Source organism: Halomonas sp. CKK8, assembly GCF_029625235.1.
GTDB lineage: Bacteria > Pseudomonadota > Gammaproteobacteria > Pseudomonadales > Halomonadaceae > Halomonas > Halomonas ventosae.
The window spans coordinates 3,802,649-3,819,527 of the sequence record NZ_CP121193.1 but is presented as its reverse complement, the minus strand read 5'-3'; the positions used below and the strand labels follow the sequence as shown (position 1 = coordinate 3,819,527).

The 16,879-nt window shown below is 69.6% G+C and carries 17 protein-coding genes; 9 read left to right on the top strand and 8 right to left on the bottom strand.

What is annotated here, in order from left to right:
- Positions 1-9 precede the first annotated feature (9 nt).
- The 5 genes from P8934_RS18060 to P8934_RS18040 are packed head-to-tail and all read left to right on the top strand — an operon-like array spanning position 10 to position 5,194.
- A complete protein-coding gene (locus P8934_RS18060; RefSeq protein WP_278032232.1) occupies positions 10-609 on the top strand; it encodes a TRAP transporter small permease in 600 nt (199 codons plus the stop codon).
- Positions 606-1,880 (top strand): TRAP transporter large permease, encoded by a 1,275-nt coding sequence (locus P8934_RS18055; protein WP_278032231.1) that lies wholly within the window; start codon positions 606-608, stop codon positions 1,878-1,880. The genes P8934_RS18060 and P8934_RS18055 overlap by 4 nt, the downstream gene beginning before the upstream one ends.
- Positions 1,881-1,903: 23 nt before the next feature.
- Positions 1,904-3,364: an aldehyde dehydrogenase family protein gene (locus tag P8934_RS18050; protein WP_278032230.1), complete on the top strand. Its 1,461-nt coding sequence runs from the start codon at positions 1,904-1,906 to the stop codon at positions 3,362-3,364.
- A 14-nt stretch (positions 3,365-3,378) separates the two neighbouring features.
- Positions 3,379-4,257, top strand: a complete 879-nt coding sequence (locus P8934_RS18045) for an NAD(P)-dependent oxidoreductase (RefSeq protein ID WP_278032229.1) — start codon at positions 3,379-3,381, stop codon at positions 4,255-4,257.
- Between the two features lie 16 nt (positions 4,258-4,273).
- Positions 4,274-5,194, top strand: a complete 921-nt coding sequence (locus P8934_RS18040; protein WP_278034062.1) for a DMT family transporter — start codon at positions 4,274-4,276, stop codon at positions 5,192-5,194.
- 7 nt (positions 5,195-5,201) lie between these two features.
- Here P8934_RS18040 and P8934_RS18035 read toward each other — a convergent pair whose 3' ends face one another.
- Positions 5,202-5,777: a biliverdin-producing heme oxygenase gene (locus P8934_RS18035; protein ID WP_278032228.1), complete on the bottom strand. Its 576-nt coding sequence runs from the start codon at positions 5,775-5,777 to the stop codon at positions 5,202-5,204.
- Between the two features lie 112 nt (positions 5,778-5,889).
- On the opposite strand from P8934_RS18035, the gene P8934_RS18030 reads away from it, so the two are divergent.
- The 3 genes from P8934_RS18030 to ahpF all read left to right on the top strand — a co-directional run bounded on the left by P8934_RS18030 (position 5,890) and on the right by ahpF (position 8,709).
- The gene (locus P8934_RS18030) at positions 5,890-6,282 is read left to right on the top strand and encodes a ribonucleotide reductase subunit alpha (protein WP_278032227.1); all 393 of its coding nucleotides are present in this window, start codon (positions 5,890-5,892) and stop codon (positions 6,280-6,282) included.
- A gap of 137 nt (positions 6,283-6,419) precedes the next feature.
- Positions 6,420-6,983 (top strand): alkyl hydroperoxide reductase subunit C, encoded by a 564-nt coding sequence (ahpC, locus tag P8934_RS18025; RefSeq protein WP_278032226.1) that lies wholly within the window; start codon positions 6,420-6,422, stop codon positions 6,981-6,983.
- Positions 6,984-7,155: 172 nt separating this feature from the next.
- Positions 7,156-8,709, top strand: a complete 1,554-nt coding sequence (ahpF, locus tag P8934_RS18020) for an alkyl hydroperoxide reductase subunit F (RefSeq protein WP_278032225.1) — start codon at positions 7,156-7,158, stop codon at positions 8,707-8,709.
- 108 nt (positions 8,710-8,817) lie between these two features.
- Here ahpF and P8934_RS18015 read toward each other — a convergent pair whose 3' ends face one another.
- On the bottom strand, positions 8,818-10,905 hold the full coding sequence (locus tag P8934_RS18015) for a sensor domain-containing diguanylate cyclase (protein WP_278032224.1): 2,088 nt from the start codon (positions 10,903-10,905) through the stop codon (positions 8,818-8,820).
- A gap of 216 nt (positions 10,906-11,121) precedes the next feature.
- Here P8934_RS18015 and P8934_RS18010 point away from each other — a divergent pair, with 216 nt between their 5' ends.
- Complete coding sequence (locus tag P8934_RS18010; protein ID WP_278034061.1) at positions 11,122-11,913, top strand: EAL domain-containing protein; 792 nt, start codon at positions 11,122-11,124, stop codon at positions 11,911-11,913.
- Between the two features lie 7 nt (positions 11,914-11,920).
- On the opposite strand, the gene P8934_RS18005 is transcribed toward P8934_RS18010, so the two are convergent.
- The 6 genes from P8934_RS18005 to P8934_RS17980 form a co-directional block, all read right to left on the bottom strand.
- Entirely contained in the window at positions 11,921-12,286 is a 366-nt protein-coding gene (locus P8934_RS18005; RefSeq protein WP_278032223.1) for a DUF6164 family protein, read from the bottom strand.
- A gap of 43 nt (positions 12,287-12,329) precedes the next feature.
- Positions 12,330-12,884, bottom strand: coding sequence for a hypothetical protein (locus P8934_RS18000; protein ID WP_278032222.1), 555 nt, complete (start codon positions 12,882-12,884; stop codon positions 12,330-12,332).
- A gap of 82 nt (positions 12,885-12,966) precedes the next feature.
- Positions 12,967-13,518 carry a nitrous oxide reductase accessory protein NosL gene (locus P8934_RS17995; RefSeq protein WP_278032221.1) on the bottom strand — a complete coding sequence of 184 codons (552 nt, stop codon included), beginning with the start codon at positions 13,516-13,518 and terminating at the stop codon, positions 12,967-12,969.
- Positions 13,519-13,543: 25 nt separating this feature from the next.
- A complete protein-coding gene (locus tag P8934_RS17990) occupies positions 13,544-14,368 on the bottom strand; it encodes an ABC transporter permease (protein WP_278032220.1) in 825 nt (274 codons plus the stop codon).
- Complete coding sequence (locus tag P8934_RS17985) at positions 14,365-15,303, bottom strand: ABC transporter ATP-binding protein (RefSeq protein WP_278032219.1); 939 nt, start codon at positions 15,301-15,303, stop codon at positions 14,365-14,367. Before P8934_RS17985 ends, P8934_RS17990 begins: the two co-directional genes overlap by 4 nt.
- Complete coding sequence (locus tag P8934_RS17980) at positions 15,300-16,646, bottom strand: nitrous oxide reductase family maturation protein NosD (protein WP_278032218.1); 1,347 nt, start codon at positions 16,644-16,646, stop codon at positions 15,300-15,302. The genes P8934_RS17985 and P8934_RS17980 overlap by 4 nt, the downstream gene beginning before the upstream one ends.
- Between the last annotated feature and the right edge of the window lie 233 nt (positions 16,647-16,879).

The window sequence follows — 16,879 nt, the reverse complement described above, 5'->3', positions numbered from 1 at the left end:
GTGGACGAGATGCTTCAACTCTTTCTAAGCATCGAGCGCCAGACCACGCGTCTGGCCCTGCTCGGTGCCGTTCTCATGCTGGTCGTGTCGGTCGCGCTGGGCTTCTACCAGGTGCTGACGCGGTTCGTCTTCGATGCCCCCTCGACCTGGTCCGAGGTCATCTCCCGGTCGGCCATGGTCTGGTGCGTCTTCCTGGGGGCGGCCGCGGGCTTCCGGGGGGGCTTCATGATGTCCGTGGAGGTCATCTACAAGCTGGTGCCGGGACGCCGGCTGGTGTGGCTGGAAGTGCTGATCGCGCTGTGCTGCTCGATCGTCCTGGTCGTGCTGATCTACTTCGGCACGGCGATGATGTTGCGGGTGCGCAGCCAGATGCTCTCCGGCCTCGAGGTATCGATTGCCTGGGCCTACGCCGCCATGCCCGTGGGGGCGAGTTTTGCCCTGGTGGCCGTCCTGGCCCGCCTGCTGGCCCAGGCCAGCGGCCTTGAATCCATCGGGCCGGCCAACGAGGAGGCGGAGATCCCCGAGACACCGGCCCGGGTGGGAACGCCCGAGGCAGGCGCGGCCGATGACACCGCTGCCCCATTCCGTGACAGGAGCGAACGCCAATGAATGCCGCCATCGGTCTGGCCCTGATCATCCTGTTCAGCCTGGGCGTGCCCATTGCCGTGTCCATCGTGCTGGCCTCGATCATCGGCATCGAGTTCTTCTCGCCGCTCCCTCTGCTGCTGGTGCCGCAGCAGATGTTTGTCGGCATCGACAACTTCCCTTTGCTGGCCATCCCCTTCTTCATCCTGGCCGGCAACCTGATGGCGGCGGGGGGCATCTCGCGCCGCCTCGTGGACCTCGCCAAGTCGCTGGTGGGCGGGCTGCAGGGCGGCCTGGCGATGACCTGCGTGCTGACCTGCATGATGTTCGCCGCGGTATCGGGGTCCAGCGTGGCGACCACCTTCGCTATCGGCTCGATCCTGATCCCCGCCATGGTCAAGCACGACTACCCGCGTCCGCTGGCGGCGTCGATCCAGGCATCATCGGCCGAGCTGGGGGTACTGATCCCGCCCTCCATCCCGTTGATCCTCTACGGGGTGAGCACCGATACCTCGATCGGCAAGCTGTTCATCGCCGGCATCGGTCCGGGCCTGCTGATCGGCGGTGCCCTGCTGCTCTTCCTCTACCTGTTCTGCAAGGTGCGCGGCTACGGCCTGCGCGACCGCGAGGACCGCCACGACTTCCCCACGGCCTTCAAGCGCGCCTGGCTGGCGATGCTGATGCCGGTGGTGGTGATCGGTGGCATCTACGGTGGCGTGTTCACGCCCACCGAGGCCTCGGCCGTGGCGGTGGTCTATGCCCTGATCGTCGGTGGCCTGATCTATCGCGAGCTGTCCCTGGCCGAGCTGCTGCCCATCTTCAAGCAGAGCGTGATCTCGACCGCGGCGGTGATGCTGATCATCGCCGCGGCGGCCCTCTTCAGCTTCCTGATCAGCCGCTCGGGGCTGCCGGGCGAAGTGGCCGGCTGGGTGACCCGGGTCTTCGAAAGCCCCGTCTCCTTCCTGCTGGCGGTCAACGTGATGCTGTTGATCGTGGGGATGTTCATCGAGACGTCGGCGGCGATCCTGGTGCTGGCGCCGATCTTCACGCCCATCGCGGTCCAGTACGGGATCGATCCGGTGCACTTCGGCCTGATCGTCGTGGTCAACCTGGCGCTGGGCATGTTCACCCCGCCCCTGGGCGTGAACCTCTTTGCCGCCTGCGCCGTGGCGAGGCTGTCGGTGGACCAGCTGCTGCCCTGGCTGATGCGCTTCGTGCTGGTGGTGCTGGCCTGCCTGATCGCCATTACCTACCTGCCCTGGATCTCGCTGGGGCTGGTCGACCTGCTCTACTGATCACAATGACAAGGAATGACGACATGCAGTCCCTTCCCCAGATGCCGCCGAGCCAGGCCCTGATCGGTGGTGAGTGGGTTGCGACCCAGGCGACCCTGGACGTGGAGGCGCCATCATGCGGCGAGACCATCACCTCCATCGCGCGCGGCCAGCAGGCGGATATCGAGCTGGCCATCTCGGCGGCCGGCCGCGCCTTTTCCGGCCTGCTCGGCGAATGGTCTTGCTGGACGGCCCGGCGGCGCAGCGAGTGGCTGCTGGCCTTCGCCACGGCCATCGAGGCCGACCACGAGCGGCTCGCCGCCCTGGAGTGTGTGGATACCGGCAAGCCGATGACCCAGGCGCGCGGCGACATCATTGCCTGTGCCCGCTATTTCCGCTTCTATGGTGGCGCGGCCGACAAGCTGCATGGTGAGACGATCCCCTTCGAGAACGACTTCGCGGTGATGACCCTGCGCGAGCCTTACGGGGTCTGTGGGCAGATCATTCCCTGGAACTACCCCGCGCAGATCTTCGGTCGCTGCGTCGCCGCGGCCCTGGCGGCCGGCAATACCGTGGTGCTCAAGCCCGCCGAGGACGCCTGCCTGAGCGTGCTTCGCCTGGCCGAGCTGGCCGTGGAGCACGGCCTGCCGGCGGGCGCGCTCAATGTCGTGCCCGGCCTTGGCCGCGAGGCCGGTGCCGCGCTGTCGGCGCACCCGTCCATCGACCATCTCTCCTTCACCGGTTCCCCGGAAACCGGCACCCTGGTGGCCCAGGCCGCAGCGGTCCACCATGTGCCGGTCACCATGGAACTGGGCGGGAAGTCGCCACAGATCCTCTTCGCCGATGCGGACCTTGAGGCGGCGCTGCCCTTCGTGGTTCGCGGCATCATCCAGAACGCCGGCCAGACCTGCTCTGCGGGCAGTCGACTGCTGGTGCAGCGCGAGGTGGCCGATGAGCTGCTGGGGCGCCTGGCCGAGCGCTTCGAGGTCCTGCGCTGCGATGCCGGCGAGGCGGACGCCGACTGCGGTCCGCTGATCAACGCCCGCCAGAAGGTAAGGCTGGAGGCCCGCCTGGAGGCGGCCCGCGCCGACGGCATCCGCACCCTGGCCCGGGGACGGCTGGCGGAGGGGGCGCCCGCCGGCGGCCATTTCGTGGTGCCGCAGCTGCTGGTCGATATCCCGGCAGGGCACGAGGTGCTGCGCGAGGAGCTGTTCGGGCCGGTCCTGGCGGTGCAGGTCTTCGACGACGAGGCCGAGGCCCTGGCACTGGCCAATGGCACCGATTTCGGGCTCTGCGCCGGCATCTGGACCCGTGACGGCGGCCGACAGCTGCGTCTGGCCAAGGGCGTGCGCAGCGGCCAGGTCTTCGTCAACAACTATGGTGCCGCCGGGGGGATCGAGCTGCCGTTCGGCGGCGTCGGTCGCTCCGGCCACGGTCGCGAGAAGGGCTTCGAGGGGCTGCGCAGCTATACACGCATCAAGACCGTCGCGATCCACCACGGATGAACAGGGAGGCAAGCATGACACAGACACCGCGTATCGGCCTGGTCGGGGCCGGGCTGATGGGCCATGGCATCGCCCGCAACATCCTTCGGGCCGGTTATCCACTGACGCTCCTGGAGCATCCCGGCAACCAGCCGGTGGATGACCTGGTGCAGGCGGGGGCCCAGCTGGCGAGCACGGGGCGCGAGGTGGCCGAGGCCGCGGATGCGGTGTTGCTCTGCGTGACCGGCTCGCCCCAGGTCGAGGCGGTGCTCTTCGAGTCCGGCGGGGTGCTGGAGGGGCTGGCGCCGGGGGGCGTGGTGATCGACTGCTCCACGGCGCTGCCCAGCTCCACGGCCCGGGTCGCCGCGCGGGTGGTGGAAGCCGGCGGCCACTTCATGGATGCCGCCATGACCCGGACGCCGCGGGAGGCGGAGGAGGGGCGCCTGAACCTGATCGTGGGGGCCCCTTCGGCGCTGTTCGCCGAGATGCGGCCGCTGCTCGAGAGCTTTGCCGAGAACATCACCCATGCCGGCGAGGTGGGGGCCGGGCATACCCTGAAGCTTGTGCACAACTTCGTCTCGCTGGGCTTCTCGGCGGTGCTGGCCGAGGCGGCCGCGGCGTCGCGCCGGGCGGGCATCGACGATACGGCCTTCCTCGAGGTGGTGGGCAAGGGCGGCGGTGGCGGAGTGGTCTTCGACCGCCTGAGGCCCTTCATCGCCGAGGGCGATGCGTCCGGCTTCCGCTTCAGCGTGGCCAATGCCAGCAAGGACCTGGGCTACTACCATGCCATGACCGACGAGCTGGGGGCCGGTCGCAGCGTCGCCGAGGCGGTGGAGGCACTGTATGCGGGGATCGACGACCAGGGCCTGACGGTGCCGGAAATCATCCGTGTCCTGGAGGGGGAAAAGGCGTGAGGGAGGCGCGCCCGTGATGGGAGGGCGGTCGGGTGCCGGGCTCTCCCACCGCCAGCAGGGCCTGCTGCTGACCGGGGGCGGGGCATTGATCATGTCGCCGGATGCCCTGCTGATCAAGCTGGCGGCCCTGCCGGACGCCGAGATCCTGATGTGGCGGGGGCTGCTCTCGGCGCTGGGCTTTCTGGTGATCGCCCTGGCGCGCTACGGCCGCGGCACCCTGGCCGCCTACCGGCGCTGCGGCGGCACCGGTATCGCCGTGGCGCTGCTCTTCAGCCTGACGACCTGCGGCTTCGTGCTGGGCAACCAGTACACCAAGGCGGGCAATGTCCTGCTGATACTCGCAGGGGCGCCGCTGATCGCCGCCCTGCTGTCCCGCGCGATCCTCGCCGAGCGGCTGCCGCGCCGCACCTGGCTGGCGATCGGGCTCTGCATGCTGGGCATCGGGATGATCGTGATCGACGACACCGGGGCCGGCTCCTGGGTGGGCAATGCCTTCGCCCTGATGGCCGCCACCACCCTGGCGCTCAACTTCACCCTCTGCCGTCGACGCCCCGGCGTGGACATGAGCCCGATGCTGGTGTTCAACGGCCTCATCGTGGGCGGTGGCGCTGCCCTGGTGCTGCTGCTGGGCGGTGGCGGAATCGTCATGCCGCCCATCGATCGCTGGCTGCTGGTGGTCCTGCTGTGCCTGTTCATCGTGCCGACGGGGGTGACCCTGCTGCAGCGCGGGCCCCTCTACCTGCCCGCCGCCGAGGTCGGGCTGCTGCTGCTGCTGGAGGTGGTGGTCGGCACCCTCTGGGCCTGGTGGCTGCTGGGCGAGACCCCGGCACCGATCGCCCTAGTCGGGGGCGGGCTGGTGCTGGGCACCCTGGTGACCAAGGGGCTCTATGAGCGGCGCCTGGAGCTACGCCTGCGCCAGGCGATGACCTCCCGCTGAACTCAGGCTACGCCCGGAAGTGAGTGTCCAGCTTATGGTGGAAGCGGGCGAAGGCCTCGCGGGCGCCCGCCACGGTGGCCTCCCTCTGCCCGGGTGGGCAGAGTGCCTCGAGCTCGGCCAGGCGCCGCGACCACTCCCCGGGGACCATGGCCAGGGAGAAGAAGGCGTGTGGCACCCCGGGGCCCAGGGTCCGGCGCAGCCGGTCGGCAATCATCTGCCCGCCCAGGCGGGATCCCTCCAGCACATAGAGTTCTCCCGCCAGGGTGGCGGGGGAGGCCGGGGGAGGCCCGACCTCGGAGGCGAGCGCCTCCGGGGTCAGGCCGAGGGTGCCGAGGTCATCGGCGAGGCGCGGCAGCCGCCGTGGCACCCGGAGTCGCAGCCCGAGCCGCGTGATCTCCCGGCAGACGCGGCTCTCCAAGGCCGCATGAGCGGGATACAGGGCCAGCAGCGAGGCACCGTAGGCCTCCCGGGTCAGGGTGGGGGCGAGCAGGCACTGCAGGGCCGGGTGATGGTCCAGGGTGCGGTGGGCGTCGCGGGTGGCATCGCGCAGCTGACGGGCCAGCGGTGGGGTCGGGGGGCTCATCGGCGCTCCGGAACGTGATCTGGGTCGCATGGGCCGCGAATACCCCTTCCCGAAGCGGAGCCGGCCCGTTACGCTGCCCGCCACGATACCATCCCGAACCTGAGGAGTGCCCGTGGCCATTTCCTGTTATGCCGACCTGCTGGACGAGGCGCGTGCCCAGCCAGAGCCGCAGCGCCTGCTGTTCGTCTTCACCCGCGCCGAGCTGCCGGACCATCCCAGCGAGGAGCAGCGGCGTCGCTTCGAGCAGGGCGAGGGCGGCGTGCTGACGCCGGTGGTCTGCGTCGACAAGGCCCCCGAGGAGCTCTCCGACATGGCCGCGCTGGTGGCGGAATCCCGGGAGACCGGCGTCGACTGGGACATCGTCTTCGTGGCGGCGCTGGCTGGCGAGGACGCCCAGGCCCAGGCCGAGCAGCACCTCAACCGCATGGTCGAGTCGCTCAAGATGGGCAACATCTCCCAGTTCCTGGCCTTCGACCGCCAGGGCGAGGCGGTGGACATCGGCTGACGCCCGCCATCATGGGTCATAGGGTTGAATTATCAGATCCATGGCACCATTCAATTTACGCTATCAGGAGATACGGGCTAACATGCCCCTCGTATCGCCGCCAATCATTCAACGAAAGTCGAAAGGAGCATCACCGAATGTCCCTGCTGAACACCGAAGTCAAGCCGTTCAAGGCCACTGCCTATCACAATGGCGAGTTCGTCGACGTGTCCGACGAGAACCTCAAGGGCCAGTGGAGCGTCTTCTTCTTCTACCCGGCCGACTTCACCTTCGTCTGCCCCACCGAGCTGGGTGACCTGGCCGACAACTACGCAGAGTTCAAGAAGCTGGGCGTCGAGATCTACAGCGTCTCCACCGACACCCACTTCACCCACAAGGCGTGGCACGATAGCTCCGAGACCATCAACAAGCTGACCTACCCGATGGTCGCCGACCCGACCCACGCCATCTCGCGCAACTTCGAGGTGCTGATCGAAGATGCCGGCATCGCCGAGCGCGGCACCTTCGTGGTCGACCCGGATGGCAAGATCCAGATCATCGAGCTGAACGCCGGCAACATCGGCCGTAACGCCGAAGAGCTGCTGCGCAAGGTCAAGGCCGCCCAGTACGTGCGCGCCAACCCGAACGAAGTCTGCCCGGCCAAGTGGGAAGAAGGCGAAGAGACCCTCTCTCCCTCTCTGGACTTGGTCGGCAAGATCTAAGCGATCTGCCCCTGCCGGCGAGGCCCGTCCCGGCCTCGCCTGTCCCCACCCGGGCATCCCCTGCCCGGGTCCCGATTCAGGAAGCTTGAGTGAACCGAGGCGCCCCGTGCGGGAAGCCATGGCACCCTCATGCCTCCGTCCCGACACCCGAACATGAAGGAATGCCGCTGTCATGTTGGACGACAATCTGAAAAGCCAGCTCCAAGCCTATCTGGAAAAGGTCACCCAGCCCTTCGAGATCGTCGCGTCCCTCGATGACGGCGCCAAGTCGAAGGAACTGCACGGTCTGCTGACCGATATCGTCGGCCTGACCGACAAGATCACCCTCAAGCTCGATGGCCAGGACGCGCGCCGTCCCTCCTTCGCGCTCAATCGCCCCGGCGAGGAGACCGGCGTGGTGTTCGCCGGCCTGCCCATGGGCCACGAGTTCACCTCCCTGGTGCTGGCGCTGCTGCAGGTGGGTGGCCATCCGCCCAAGGCCTCGGCTGAGGTGGTCGAGCAGATCAAGGGCCTCGAGGGCGAGCTCAACTTCGAGACCTACTTCTCGCTCTCCTGCCAGAACTGCCCGGACGTGGTCCAGGCGCTGAACCTTATGGCGATCCTCAACCCGAACGTCCATCACGTCGCCATCGACGGCGCGCTGTTCCAGGACGAGGTGAAGGCGCGCGAGATCATGTCGGTGCCGAGCGTCTACCTCAACGGCGAACCCTTCGACCAGGGCCGCATGAGCCTGGAACAGATACTCGCCAAGGTGGACACCGGCGCCGCCGAGCGCGAGGCCGCCAAGCTCAACGACAAGGACACCTTCGATACCCTGATGATCGGCGGCGGCCCGGCCGGCGCCGCGGCAGCGGTCTATGCCGCCCGCAAGGGGATCCGCACCGGGGTGGCCGCTGAGCGCTTCGGCGGCCAGGTGCTCGACACCCTGGGCATCGAGAACCTCATCTCCGTGCCCCACACCGAGGGCCCCAAGCTGGCCGCGGCGCTGGAGGAGCACGTCAAGGAGTATGAGGTCGATATCATGAACCTGCAGCGTGCGGTCAAGCTGCTGCCCGGCCAGCCCGGAGAGGAGCACGAGGTGCGCTTCGAGTCCGGCGCCAGCCTGCGCGCCAAGACCCTGGTGCTGGGTACCGGCGCCCGCTGGCGCGAGATGGGCGTGCCCGGCGAGGCCGAGTATCGCAACAAGGGGGTGGCCTACTGCCCCCACTGCGACGGGCCGCTGTTCAAGGGCAAGCGCGTGGCGGTGATCGGCGGCGGCAACTCGGGCGTCGAGGCGGCCATCGACCTGGCCGGTATCGTCGGCCACGTCACCCTGATCGAGTTCATGGACGAGATGCGTGCCGACGCCGTGCTGCAGAAGAAGCTGCGCAGCCTGCCCAATGTGGAGATCATCCTCGGCGCCCGCACCACCGAGGTGAACGGCGACGGCAAGCGCGTCAATGGCCTGACCTATGAGGAGCGTGCCAGCGGCGAGATCCGCCATGTCGAGCTTGAGGGGATCTTCGTGCAGATCGGCCTGGTGCCCAACACCGAGTGGCTGCAGGACTCGCCCATCGAGCTCTCCGAGCGCGGCGAGATCGTGGTCGATGCCCACGGCATGACCTCGGTGCCCGGCATCTTCGCCGCCGGCGACGTGACCACCGTGCCCTACAAGCAGATCGTCATCGCCATGGGCGAGGGGTCCAAGGCCGCTCTGGGCGCCTTCGACTACCTCATTCGTCAGTGACCCGCGCTCGCCAGTGATCCAGCGCCCCGGGCGTCGTCGACGACCCTGGGCCCTTCCCCTGCCCCCGCCGGCTTACCGGCGGGGGCAGGCTCGTTTATGGCCGGCGCCTCACGCCTGGGCGGCGCTCTCCGCTGCCTGCTCCACCCGGTTGCGCCCGTTCTGCTTGGCCCGGTACATCGCCTCATCGGCCCGCGCGACCAGCCGCTTGCGGGTGTCGCCGGGATGCCAGCCGGTCACGCCGATGCTGATGGTCACCCGGCCCAGCTCGCCCAGCTCGACGCCCTCCACGCACCGGCGCAGGCGCTCCGCCAGGTGCAGGGCCCCCTGCCCGTCGCAGTGGCTGGCCAGCACCAGGAACTCCTCGCCGCCCCAGCGCCCCAGGGTGTCGCTGTCGCGCAGGGAGACCTGCAGGGCCCGGGTGATCTCGACCAGCACCCGATCCCCGGCCTCATGGCCGTGGGTGTCGTTGAACTGCTTGAAATGGTCCACGTCGAACAGTAGCACCGCGCAGGGGTGGCCGTAGCGCTCGGCGGCGCTCAGGGCCGCGTCGATGGCCTGCTCCATGCGATAGCGGTTCCAGCTGCCGGTCAGGCTGTCGCTGAAGGCCAGCGACTTCAGCTGCTCGTTGGCCTGGCTCAGCTGCACGTTCAGCCGGTGGATCTGGTGGCCGGAGGCCAGCACGGCGAGGTCCTCGGCGAGGTCGCCGGCGGCGCGGCGTTCCATGGCCCCCCAGGCCCGACTGCGCCCCGCGACCTCCTCCTGCCACTGGGCGAAGGAGCGGCGCGGGGACATGATTAGCCGGCCGTCCCGCTCCATGGGCACGTCCTCGGGCTTGCCGGCCCAGCGGCGCGCCTCGCGCTGCTCGTGCCGGAACAGCATCAGCCAGGCGGGCCGCCGCTCGTCGCTGGGCAGCGGGGCGGCGAGCAGGCCGCAGAGGTCACCCTGCTGCCACTCGGCCAGCGGCGTCTCCCCCAGGGTATGGGTGGCCCAGGGCATGTCATGGCGCTGGTGGCGACCGAGCCACGCGGCCATGGCCTCGAGCCGACGGTCGTCCGGCCGCCGACCGACCCCGTGGACCCGGTCCTCCTGGACCAGCGCCACCCCGGCGGCACGCAGCAGGTCGAGCCACTGCTGGCCGTGGCGCTTGACCATCTCGCCGGGGTCGACCAGCAGCCCTCGCTCCCCGGCCAGCAGGTCGCGGCTGTCGTGGATGCTCTGCAGCAGTCGGGCCTCGGCACGGGCGTGTATCAGCATCAGTCGCGGAAGGGCGATCTGCACCAGGGCGCGTGCGGCATCCCGGTCCGCCGCGGACAGGGGGCTGGGGCCCAGGCCATGGCAGGCCAGCAGGCCCCACAGCCGTCCCTCGTCATGCATGGCGATGGAGAGGGAGGCGCTCACCCCCATGTTGCGCAGGTACTCCTGGTGGATGGGCGAGACGGCGCGCAGCACGCCCCGCGAGAGGTCCAGCGGGGCGGGGTCGTGCGGGTCCGTGGCGGGCACCAGCGGGATGGGTGGCGCGGCGGCATCGGGGATGCTCCGGACCCGGTTGATGTCGTAGAGCCGGCGGACCTGGGCGGGAATGTCGCTGGCCGGGAAGTGGTGTCCCAGGAAGCTCTCGGCCGGGGGAAGGCGGTGCTCGGCGACCACCCGGCCGTTCCACTGATCGTCGAAGCGGTAGACCATCACCCGCTCGTGGCCGGTGAGTCGCTGGACCATGCGGGTCAGGGCCTGGAGCAGTCGCTCCTCGTCATCGATCTCGCCCACCTGGACCAGCCATTCGTTGACCAGCGCCAGCAGACGTCGCTCATCGGGCCGGGCGAGGGGCTCGAGCTCGACCACCAGTCGTGAGCCGCTGCGATAGGCGACCACGTGCAGGTGGCGCACACGCCCCTTCACCCGGGTACGGGTGGTGAGCGCCGCCGGCAGTCGCTCCTGGTCGGCCAGCTCCTGCTGCAGCCGGTCGACCAGTCGCTCGCCGAGGAGCTCCCGTGGCGAGAGGCACAGGGCCTCGGCGACGCCGATCCCGAGCACCTCCTCGAGGTTGGCACTGACCTGCCGGACCTGGCGCATGGTGCCATCGAGGCTGACCAGGCCCCCTGCCGGCTGGATGGCTCCCGGAATGTGCACCGGCTCCCGCGCGCAGGTCTCCAGGGCGGCGGCGATCTGGGCATCGCTGTAGCGTGTCGGGGCGTTCAAGGGCTGGTGTTCCTCGTGGGGTCTGGCGATGACCCTACACCCTTGCCGGCGCGTCGTGAACTGCCCGATGGCAACGGGCCGTGCGCGGCCCGGAGATTGCGTCACCCCCTCGCGCTTGGGATAGTGGGTGCGTCGTTGCCTGCCCTCGGCCAGGCCGAAAGCGCCCCGCACCGGTTGCCGGGTAAGAGATCGATGAGCACTGACAAGGAGTCACCGATGTCGAGCTGTGCGCGAGTCGCGGGGCACTGCGGCCGCTGCGAAGGGGAGCTGCCCTTCGACTTCACCATGGCCTTCCAGCCGATCGTCGACGTGGACGCGGCGCGGGTCACCACCTACGAGGCGCTGGTGCGGGGGCCGGATGGGGAGTCGGCCTGGAGTGTCCTCTCCCAGGTCACCGATGACCTGCTCTACCGCTTCGACCAGGCGTGCCGGGTGCGGGCCATCGAGATGGCCAGCGAGCTGGGCATGCGCGAGAGCCTGTCGATCAACTTCCTGCCCAATGCCGTCTACGAGCCCGAGGCCTGCATCCAGGCGACCCTGGACGTCTCGGCACGGGTCGGCTGGCCCACCGAGCGCATCGTCTTCGAGATCACCGAGACCGAACGGGTCAGGGACCGCCAGCACCTGCGCAGCATCATCGAGGCCTATCGCGCCATGGGCTTCGCCACGGCGCTGGACGACTTCGGCAACGGCTACGCCAACCTGGACCTGCTCACCGACCTCACCCCCGACCGGCTCAAGGTCGACCGCGAGCTGATCATGGGCTGCGACGGCGACCGCCGCCGCCAGGTCCTGCTGCAGGCCGTGAAGTCACTGGCCGACGAGCTCGACATCCTGCTGATCGCCGAAGGCGTGGAGACCCGGGAGGAGGCTCTGTGGCTGGCGCGCGCCGGGATCAGCCGCCAGCAGGGCTACTTCCATGCGCGGCCGGCGGTGGCCGCGCTGGCCGGGGACCTGGGGCCTGCGCTGGCCGCGCTGCGCGACGAGAGTCGCCGGCCACGCGCCTGAGGCGGCGTCAGCCGGCCAGCCACAGGAAGGGCAGCAGCGAGAGGGCGAGCACCGCGGCGGCGAGCAGGGCGAACAGCAGCGTGCGGATCGGCTGGCGCGCCAGGCGCCGCCACAGGGTGGGCGCCTCGCCGCGTTCGGCGAGGGCATCATGCTCGCGTCGCACGCGCTCACCGAGCGCCTGCTGGTAGGTGTCGATCAGCGCGCGGGCCCGTGCCAGCTCGTGCGGGTCACGCAGCCAGATTGCGGCCACGCCGAGCCCCCAGAAGCCCGCCCGGGTCTCGAAAGTCTCCAGGCCGTGCTCGTCGAGCAGCTGGCGTACCTCCTCGGCCTCCTCCTCGGGCACGTTGCGCAGGTGGAACAGCAGCACGGCCACGGCTTCTCCTCCTCTCGATCTCTGCGAACCCTCCGCGGTCCCCTCAGCGCTCGGCCGTGTCGCACAGGCGACGCAGGCGGGCGATCGCCTCGCCGGCGCCCGCCAGGCCGAAGACCATGAACCAGGGGTCGTCGGGGCCGCGCATCATGCGCAGGCGCAGCAGCTCGCCTTCGGCCATCTCCTCGAGCAGCAGCGCCAGGTCGGGGAGCGCGAAGCGCACGTAGAAGCCATCGTCGCCGCGCTCGGTGACGAAGGCGGCGCTGCCGCTGTGGATGGTCGCCTGATCGACGCGCAGGTCGGCAGGCACGCGGTTCACCGTGGCGCTCTCGGCCTGGTTCTCGGCGAGCGCCACGCGCAGCTCCAGCCAGGGCACGTCGCAGGCCCCGGCGCTGGCGTTGACGCTGAGGATGGCGTCGCTGTAGCTCTGCTGGTCGATGGCCCGGAAGTGGCGTTCCTCGCCCAGCGACAGCACCAGCGAGTGCCAGCCGCCATGGGCCCGGACGTCGCCGGTGTTGAAGTCGGTGGCCGACACCGTCCCGGCCAGGGCCAGGCAGAGCGGCAGCAACAGAAGCAGGGCGAGACGGGAGAGGCGGGGCATGGCGTGGGGTTTCCTCGGGCGGCGATGCGCCGAGGCTAGCATGGAGACCAGGGGCTGTCCTGCCCCGGTGCCCGCGCCCTCGTCAGTCGTGGTCGGGCATGCCGCCCATGCCCGGGTCGACATGTCCCCCCAGCTCGCCGCGCCCCAGGCGGCCCAGCAGGTCGAGGTCGATCTCCTCGAAGCTCACCCGCTCGCCGCCGTGCGCCTCGCGGAATGCCTCGGCGTCGGCCTCGTCGGCGAAGGAGGCCAGGGTATGGCCCATGGCGCCGCGCCGGTCGTGGCCCACCACATAGACGGCCTCGCTTGCCAGGATGAAGGCCTCGTCCGCGGGCTCGCCCCAGGACGTTACCCCGATGTCGTGGACATAGGCATGGGAGAGGCGGGTCTCGTTCTCGGGCTGCCTGAGGAAGGCGAAGAGGTCCATGGTGGAGCAGAACTTCAGCGCCTCGCCCTGCCTGTCGAGGAAGGCCTCGCCCTTGGGACCGGGGTGCTCACCGATCAGCATGCCGCAGACATGGCAGCTATCGCCGGACTCGATGGGCACGGCGGCGGCCAGCGTCTCGGGTTCGGGTTCGCTGCAGCCAGCCAGCAGCAGCGGGAAGAGTAACGGGACCAGCATCAGCAGACGGGGCATGGGATGGCTCCGGTAAGGAAGGGGGTCAGGCCGAACGGTGCCGGAAACGCAGCAGCGCCAGGCCCAGAGGAACCAGCACCCAGGCCACCAGGATGGCGGTCACCACGGCGGGGCGGAAGGCGCTGCCCTCGGCGATGGAGGTGAGGCCGCTATAGTCGCGTGCCGCCTCGAAGCCGGCCAGGTTGATCAGGCGGAAGCATTCGGTGGGGTTGAGCAGCAGCAGCCAGGGCAGCCAGTCGCCGCCCTGCTTGACGCTGACCAGCAGCGCCAGCAGCCCCAGGTCGAAGACCAGCACGAACAGGAACCACACCACCAGCGCCAGGCCGGCGGCACGGGCCTTCTCGGAGACCCACACGCTGATCAGGTAGGCGAAGGCGATGAACACCCAGCCCAGCAGGATGCTGCTGCCGATCAGCAGGCCCATGCCGGCGGCCAGCTCGCCGAGCGCCACGCCCTCGGCGCCCACCGCGATCACCGCCCCGGCGACCCCGAAGCCCAGCGCCGTGGCGGCGCCGAGGATCAGGCCATGGCCGAGGAACTTGCCGAGCAGCAGCTGGGTGCGGCTGATGGGATAGGTAAGCAGCAACAGCAGGGTGCCTGCCTCCTGCTCGCCGACCACGGCGTCATAGGCCAGCAGCAGGGCGATCAGCGGGATCAGGAACACCGCTAGTGTCGCCAGGCTGACCAGGGTGGTAGCCAGCGAGGTGAAGCCCAGGCCGCCGCTGGCGGCGGCGCCGAACCCGGCGATGCCCACGGCGAGGAAGGCCAGCACCAGGGCGATGGCCAGCACCCAGCGGTTGCGCAGGCCGTCGCGGAACTCCTTGCCGGCGATGGTCAGGATTGCGTTCATCGGGGGTCTCCTCGTTGCGCGGGCGAGAGTCCGGTGGAGAAGTGGGTGTAGAGGTGCTCGAGGGTGGGTGGCAGCAGCTCGATGTCCTCGACGCCGGCGGTGTCGGTGAGCCGGCGCAGCACGGCGAGCTTGGCATCCGGCGGCACGCTGAGGGTCACCTCGTGGCCGTTGACGGGATTGGCCGCGATGCGCGGGTCGTCCCAGCCCGAGAGCCGCTCGGCGAGGTCGCCGCCATGGCCCCGGGCGCGCACGGTGAGCGGCAGCGCGGCCTGCTTGCGCAGGTCCGCCAGGCTGCCCAGCGCCAGGCGCTTGCCGCCGCCGAGGATCAGCGCGCGGTCGATATAGGGCTCCACCCCGGGCAGCACGTGGGAGGAGAGCAGCACCGTGCAGCCGCGCTCGCGCAGGCCGCGCACGGTGTCGTAGAAGTCGCGGGTGGCGGCCGGGTCGAGGCCGGTGGTGGGCTCGTCAAGCAGCAGCAGGCGAGGGTCGCCGAGCAACGCCTGGGCCAGCCCCAGGCGCTGGCGCATGCCCTTGGAGTAGGTCTTCACCCGACGATGGGCGGCATGGCCGAGGCCGACCCGATCCAGCAGTTCGCCCACCTGGCCACGGTCGACCCGCTTGAGGCGGGCGAAATAGTCGAGCACCTCCTGGCCGCTCAACTGCTCGTAGAAGCTGACGTTCTCGGGCAGGTAGCCCAGGCGGCGGCGCAGCGTCTCGGCGTGGGCGCCGTCGGGGGCGCCGCCTAGCACCGCCACACGCCCCGCGCTGGGCGAGAGCAGGCCGAGGATCAGGTGCATGGTGGTGGTCTTGCCGGCGCCGTTGTGGCCCAGCAGGGCCAGTACCTCGCCCTCGCTCACCGCAAGGTCGAGGGCGTCGAGGCGCACCAGCTCGCCGTCGCGGCGGGTGACGCCCTGGAAATCGATTACCGCGCTCATGCGTCGGCGTCTCCGAGGTTGCGTTGGTTCAAGCCGGGTCCATTCGGGTCGGGTTCGTTCATCAGCGGGTGGCTGTCCTTGACCCCCTGGGGGCGGAACACCGGGAACTGCCGCTGCACCCAGCGCAGAGCCAGCACCGCCGGGCTGTGCATCAGCAGCCGCGCCACCGGATAGCGCCACAGCAGGCGGTCCATGGCGTCGTTGGGCTCGTAGGGGGTGTCGCCGATGCCGTCGCCGGCCAGGTCCCAGCCCAGGTAGTCGCTCCAGTAGTTGCCGCGCCCCGCCTCGGACCACTCCTGGGCGCGGGTGGCCACGTACATCACCTGCTGGCGGTTGTCGACGAAGGCGTTGCCCACCAGCTCGTTGTCCTCGGAGCCGGCAGTGAGGTGGATGCCGATGTCGCTGTCGGCCAGGCGGTTGGCCTCGAAGCGATTGTACTGGGCGTTGTAGACGAACAGCGCCTTGCCCTCCGCGCCGCTGACCAGCCCCTGGCCCTGGGCATCGCGGCGCTGGTTGACGCCGCTGACGCGATTGCTGCGCAGGGTGGAGTGAGTGATGTTGTTCATCAGGATGCCGTAGTGGCGGTCATCCTCCGAGCGGTTGCCGATCACCTCGAGCCGCTTGGACTGCATCAGCGCGTAACCGGTGCGGGTGTCGCGGGTGGTGTTCCCCTCCAGGCGGTTGTCGTGGGCGTACATGTAGTGCACCCCGTAGCGCAGGTCCTGCATGTGGTTGTCGCGCAGCAGGCTCTGGCTGCTGGTATCGATATAGATGCCGTCGCGGGTGTGGCGGATGTCGTTGCCTTCCACCGTGACGTCGCGGACGTTGAACAGGTGGATGCCGTTGCCGCGATCCTGGGAGCGCAGCGATTCGTCGCCGCGGATCACGTTGTCGCGCACCGCCACCCCGGCCACGGCGTCGAGCCAGATGCCGAAGCCGGGGCCCGTGAGGCGCGAGTCGCGAATCACGCTGCCGGTGGCGCTCTCCTCGACGAAGATGCCGGCGTCCATGTCGGTGAGGTTGGCACCCCAGTTCTCGATGGTCACGCCCTCGAGCACGATCTTCGGGGCCTCGAGCACCACGGCGTGGCCCTCACCGCCGGCGTCGATCACCGCGCCTGGCGCGCCCGTGAGGGTGAGCGTGCGGTCGATGACCAGCGGTCCGGGGTAGCGTCCTTCGGGCAGCATCAGGCGGTCACCGTCGCTGGCCTGCTCGATGAGCGGCTGCAGCGGCTCGCCGGGGCTGGCCGTGAAGTCGCCGGCCAGCAGGTCCCCCGGCAGCCACATGAGCCACCAGGCGACAAGAAATAGTCGGGGGACGACGTCTCGCAGTCGTCGGGTCATGCGTCTCTCCGCGAAAAGGCGGGGGAATTCCGAGGGGCAGTAGGGTTGGCTTTCATCGTTCGAGGCTGACCCGGCGACAAGCCTGCGAGGAGGCGCTGTGAATACATCCTTGTACGCTACCGACGCCCTGCGGCGCTCTCGCATCCTGCGCCGCTTGCAGGGCCGGTGCGGGCCATCCATGGCCCGCCCGTTCGGAGCAGTGCTCCTCACCCCTGGCGTAGGACCTCCTCTTC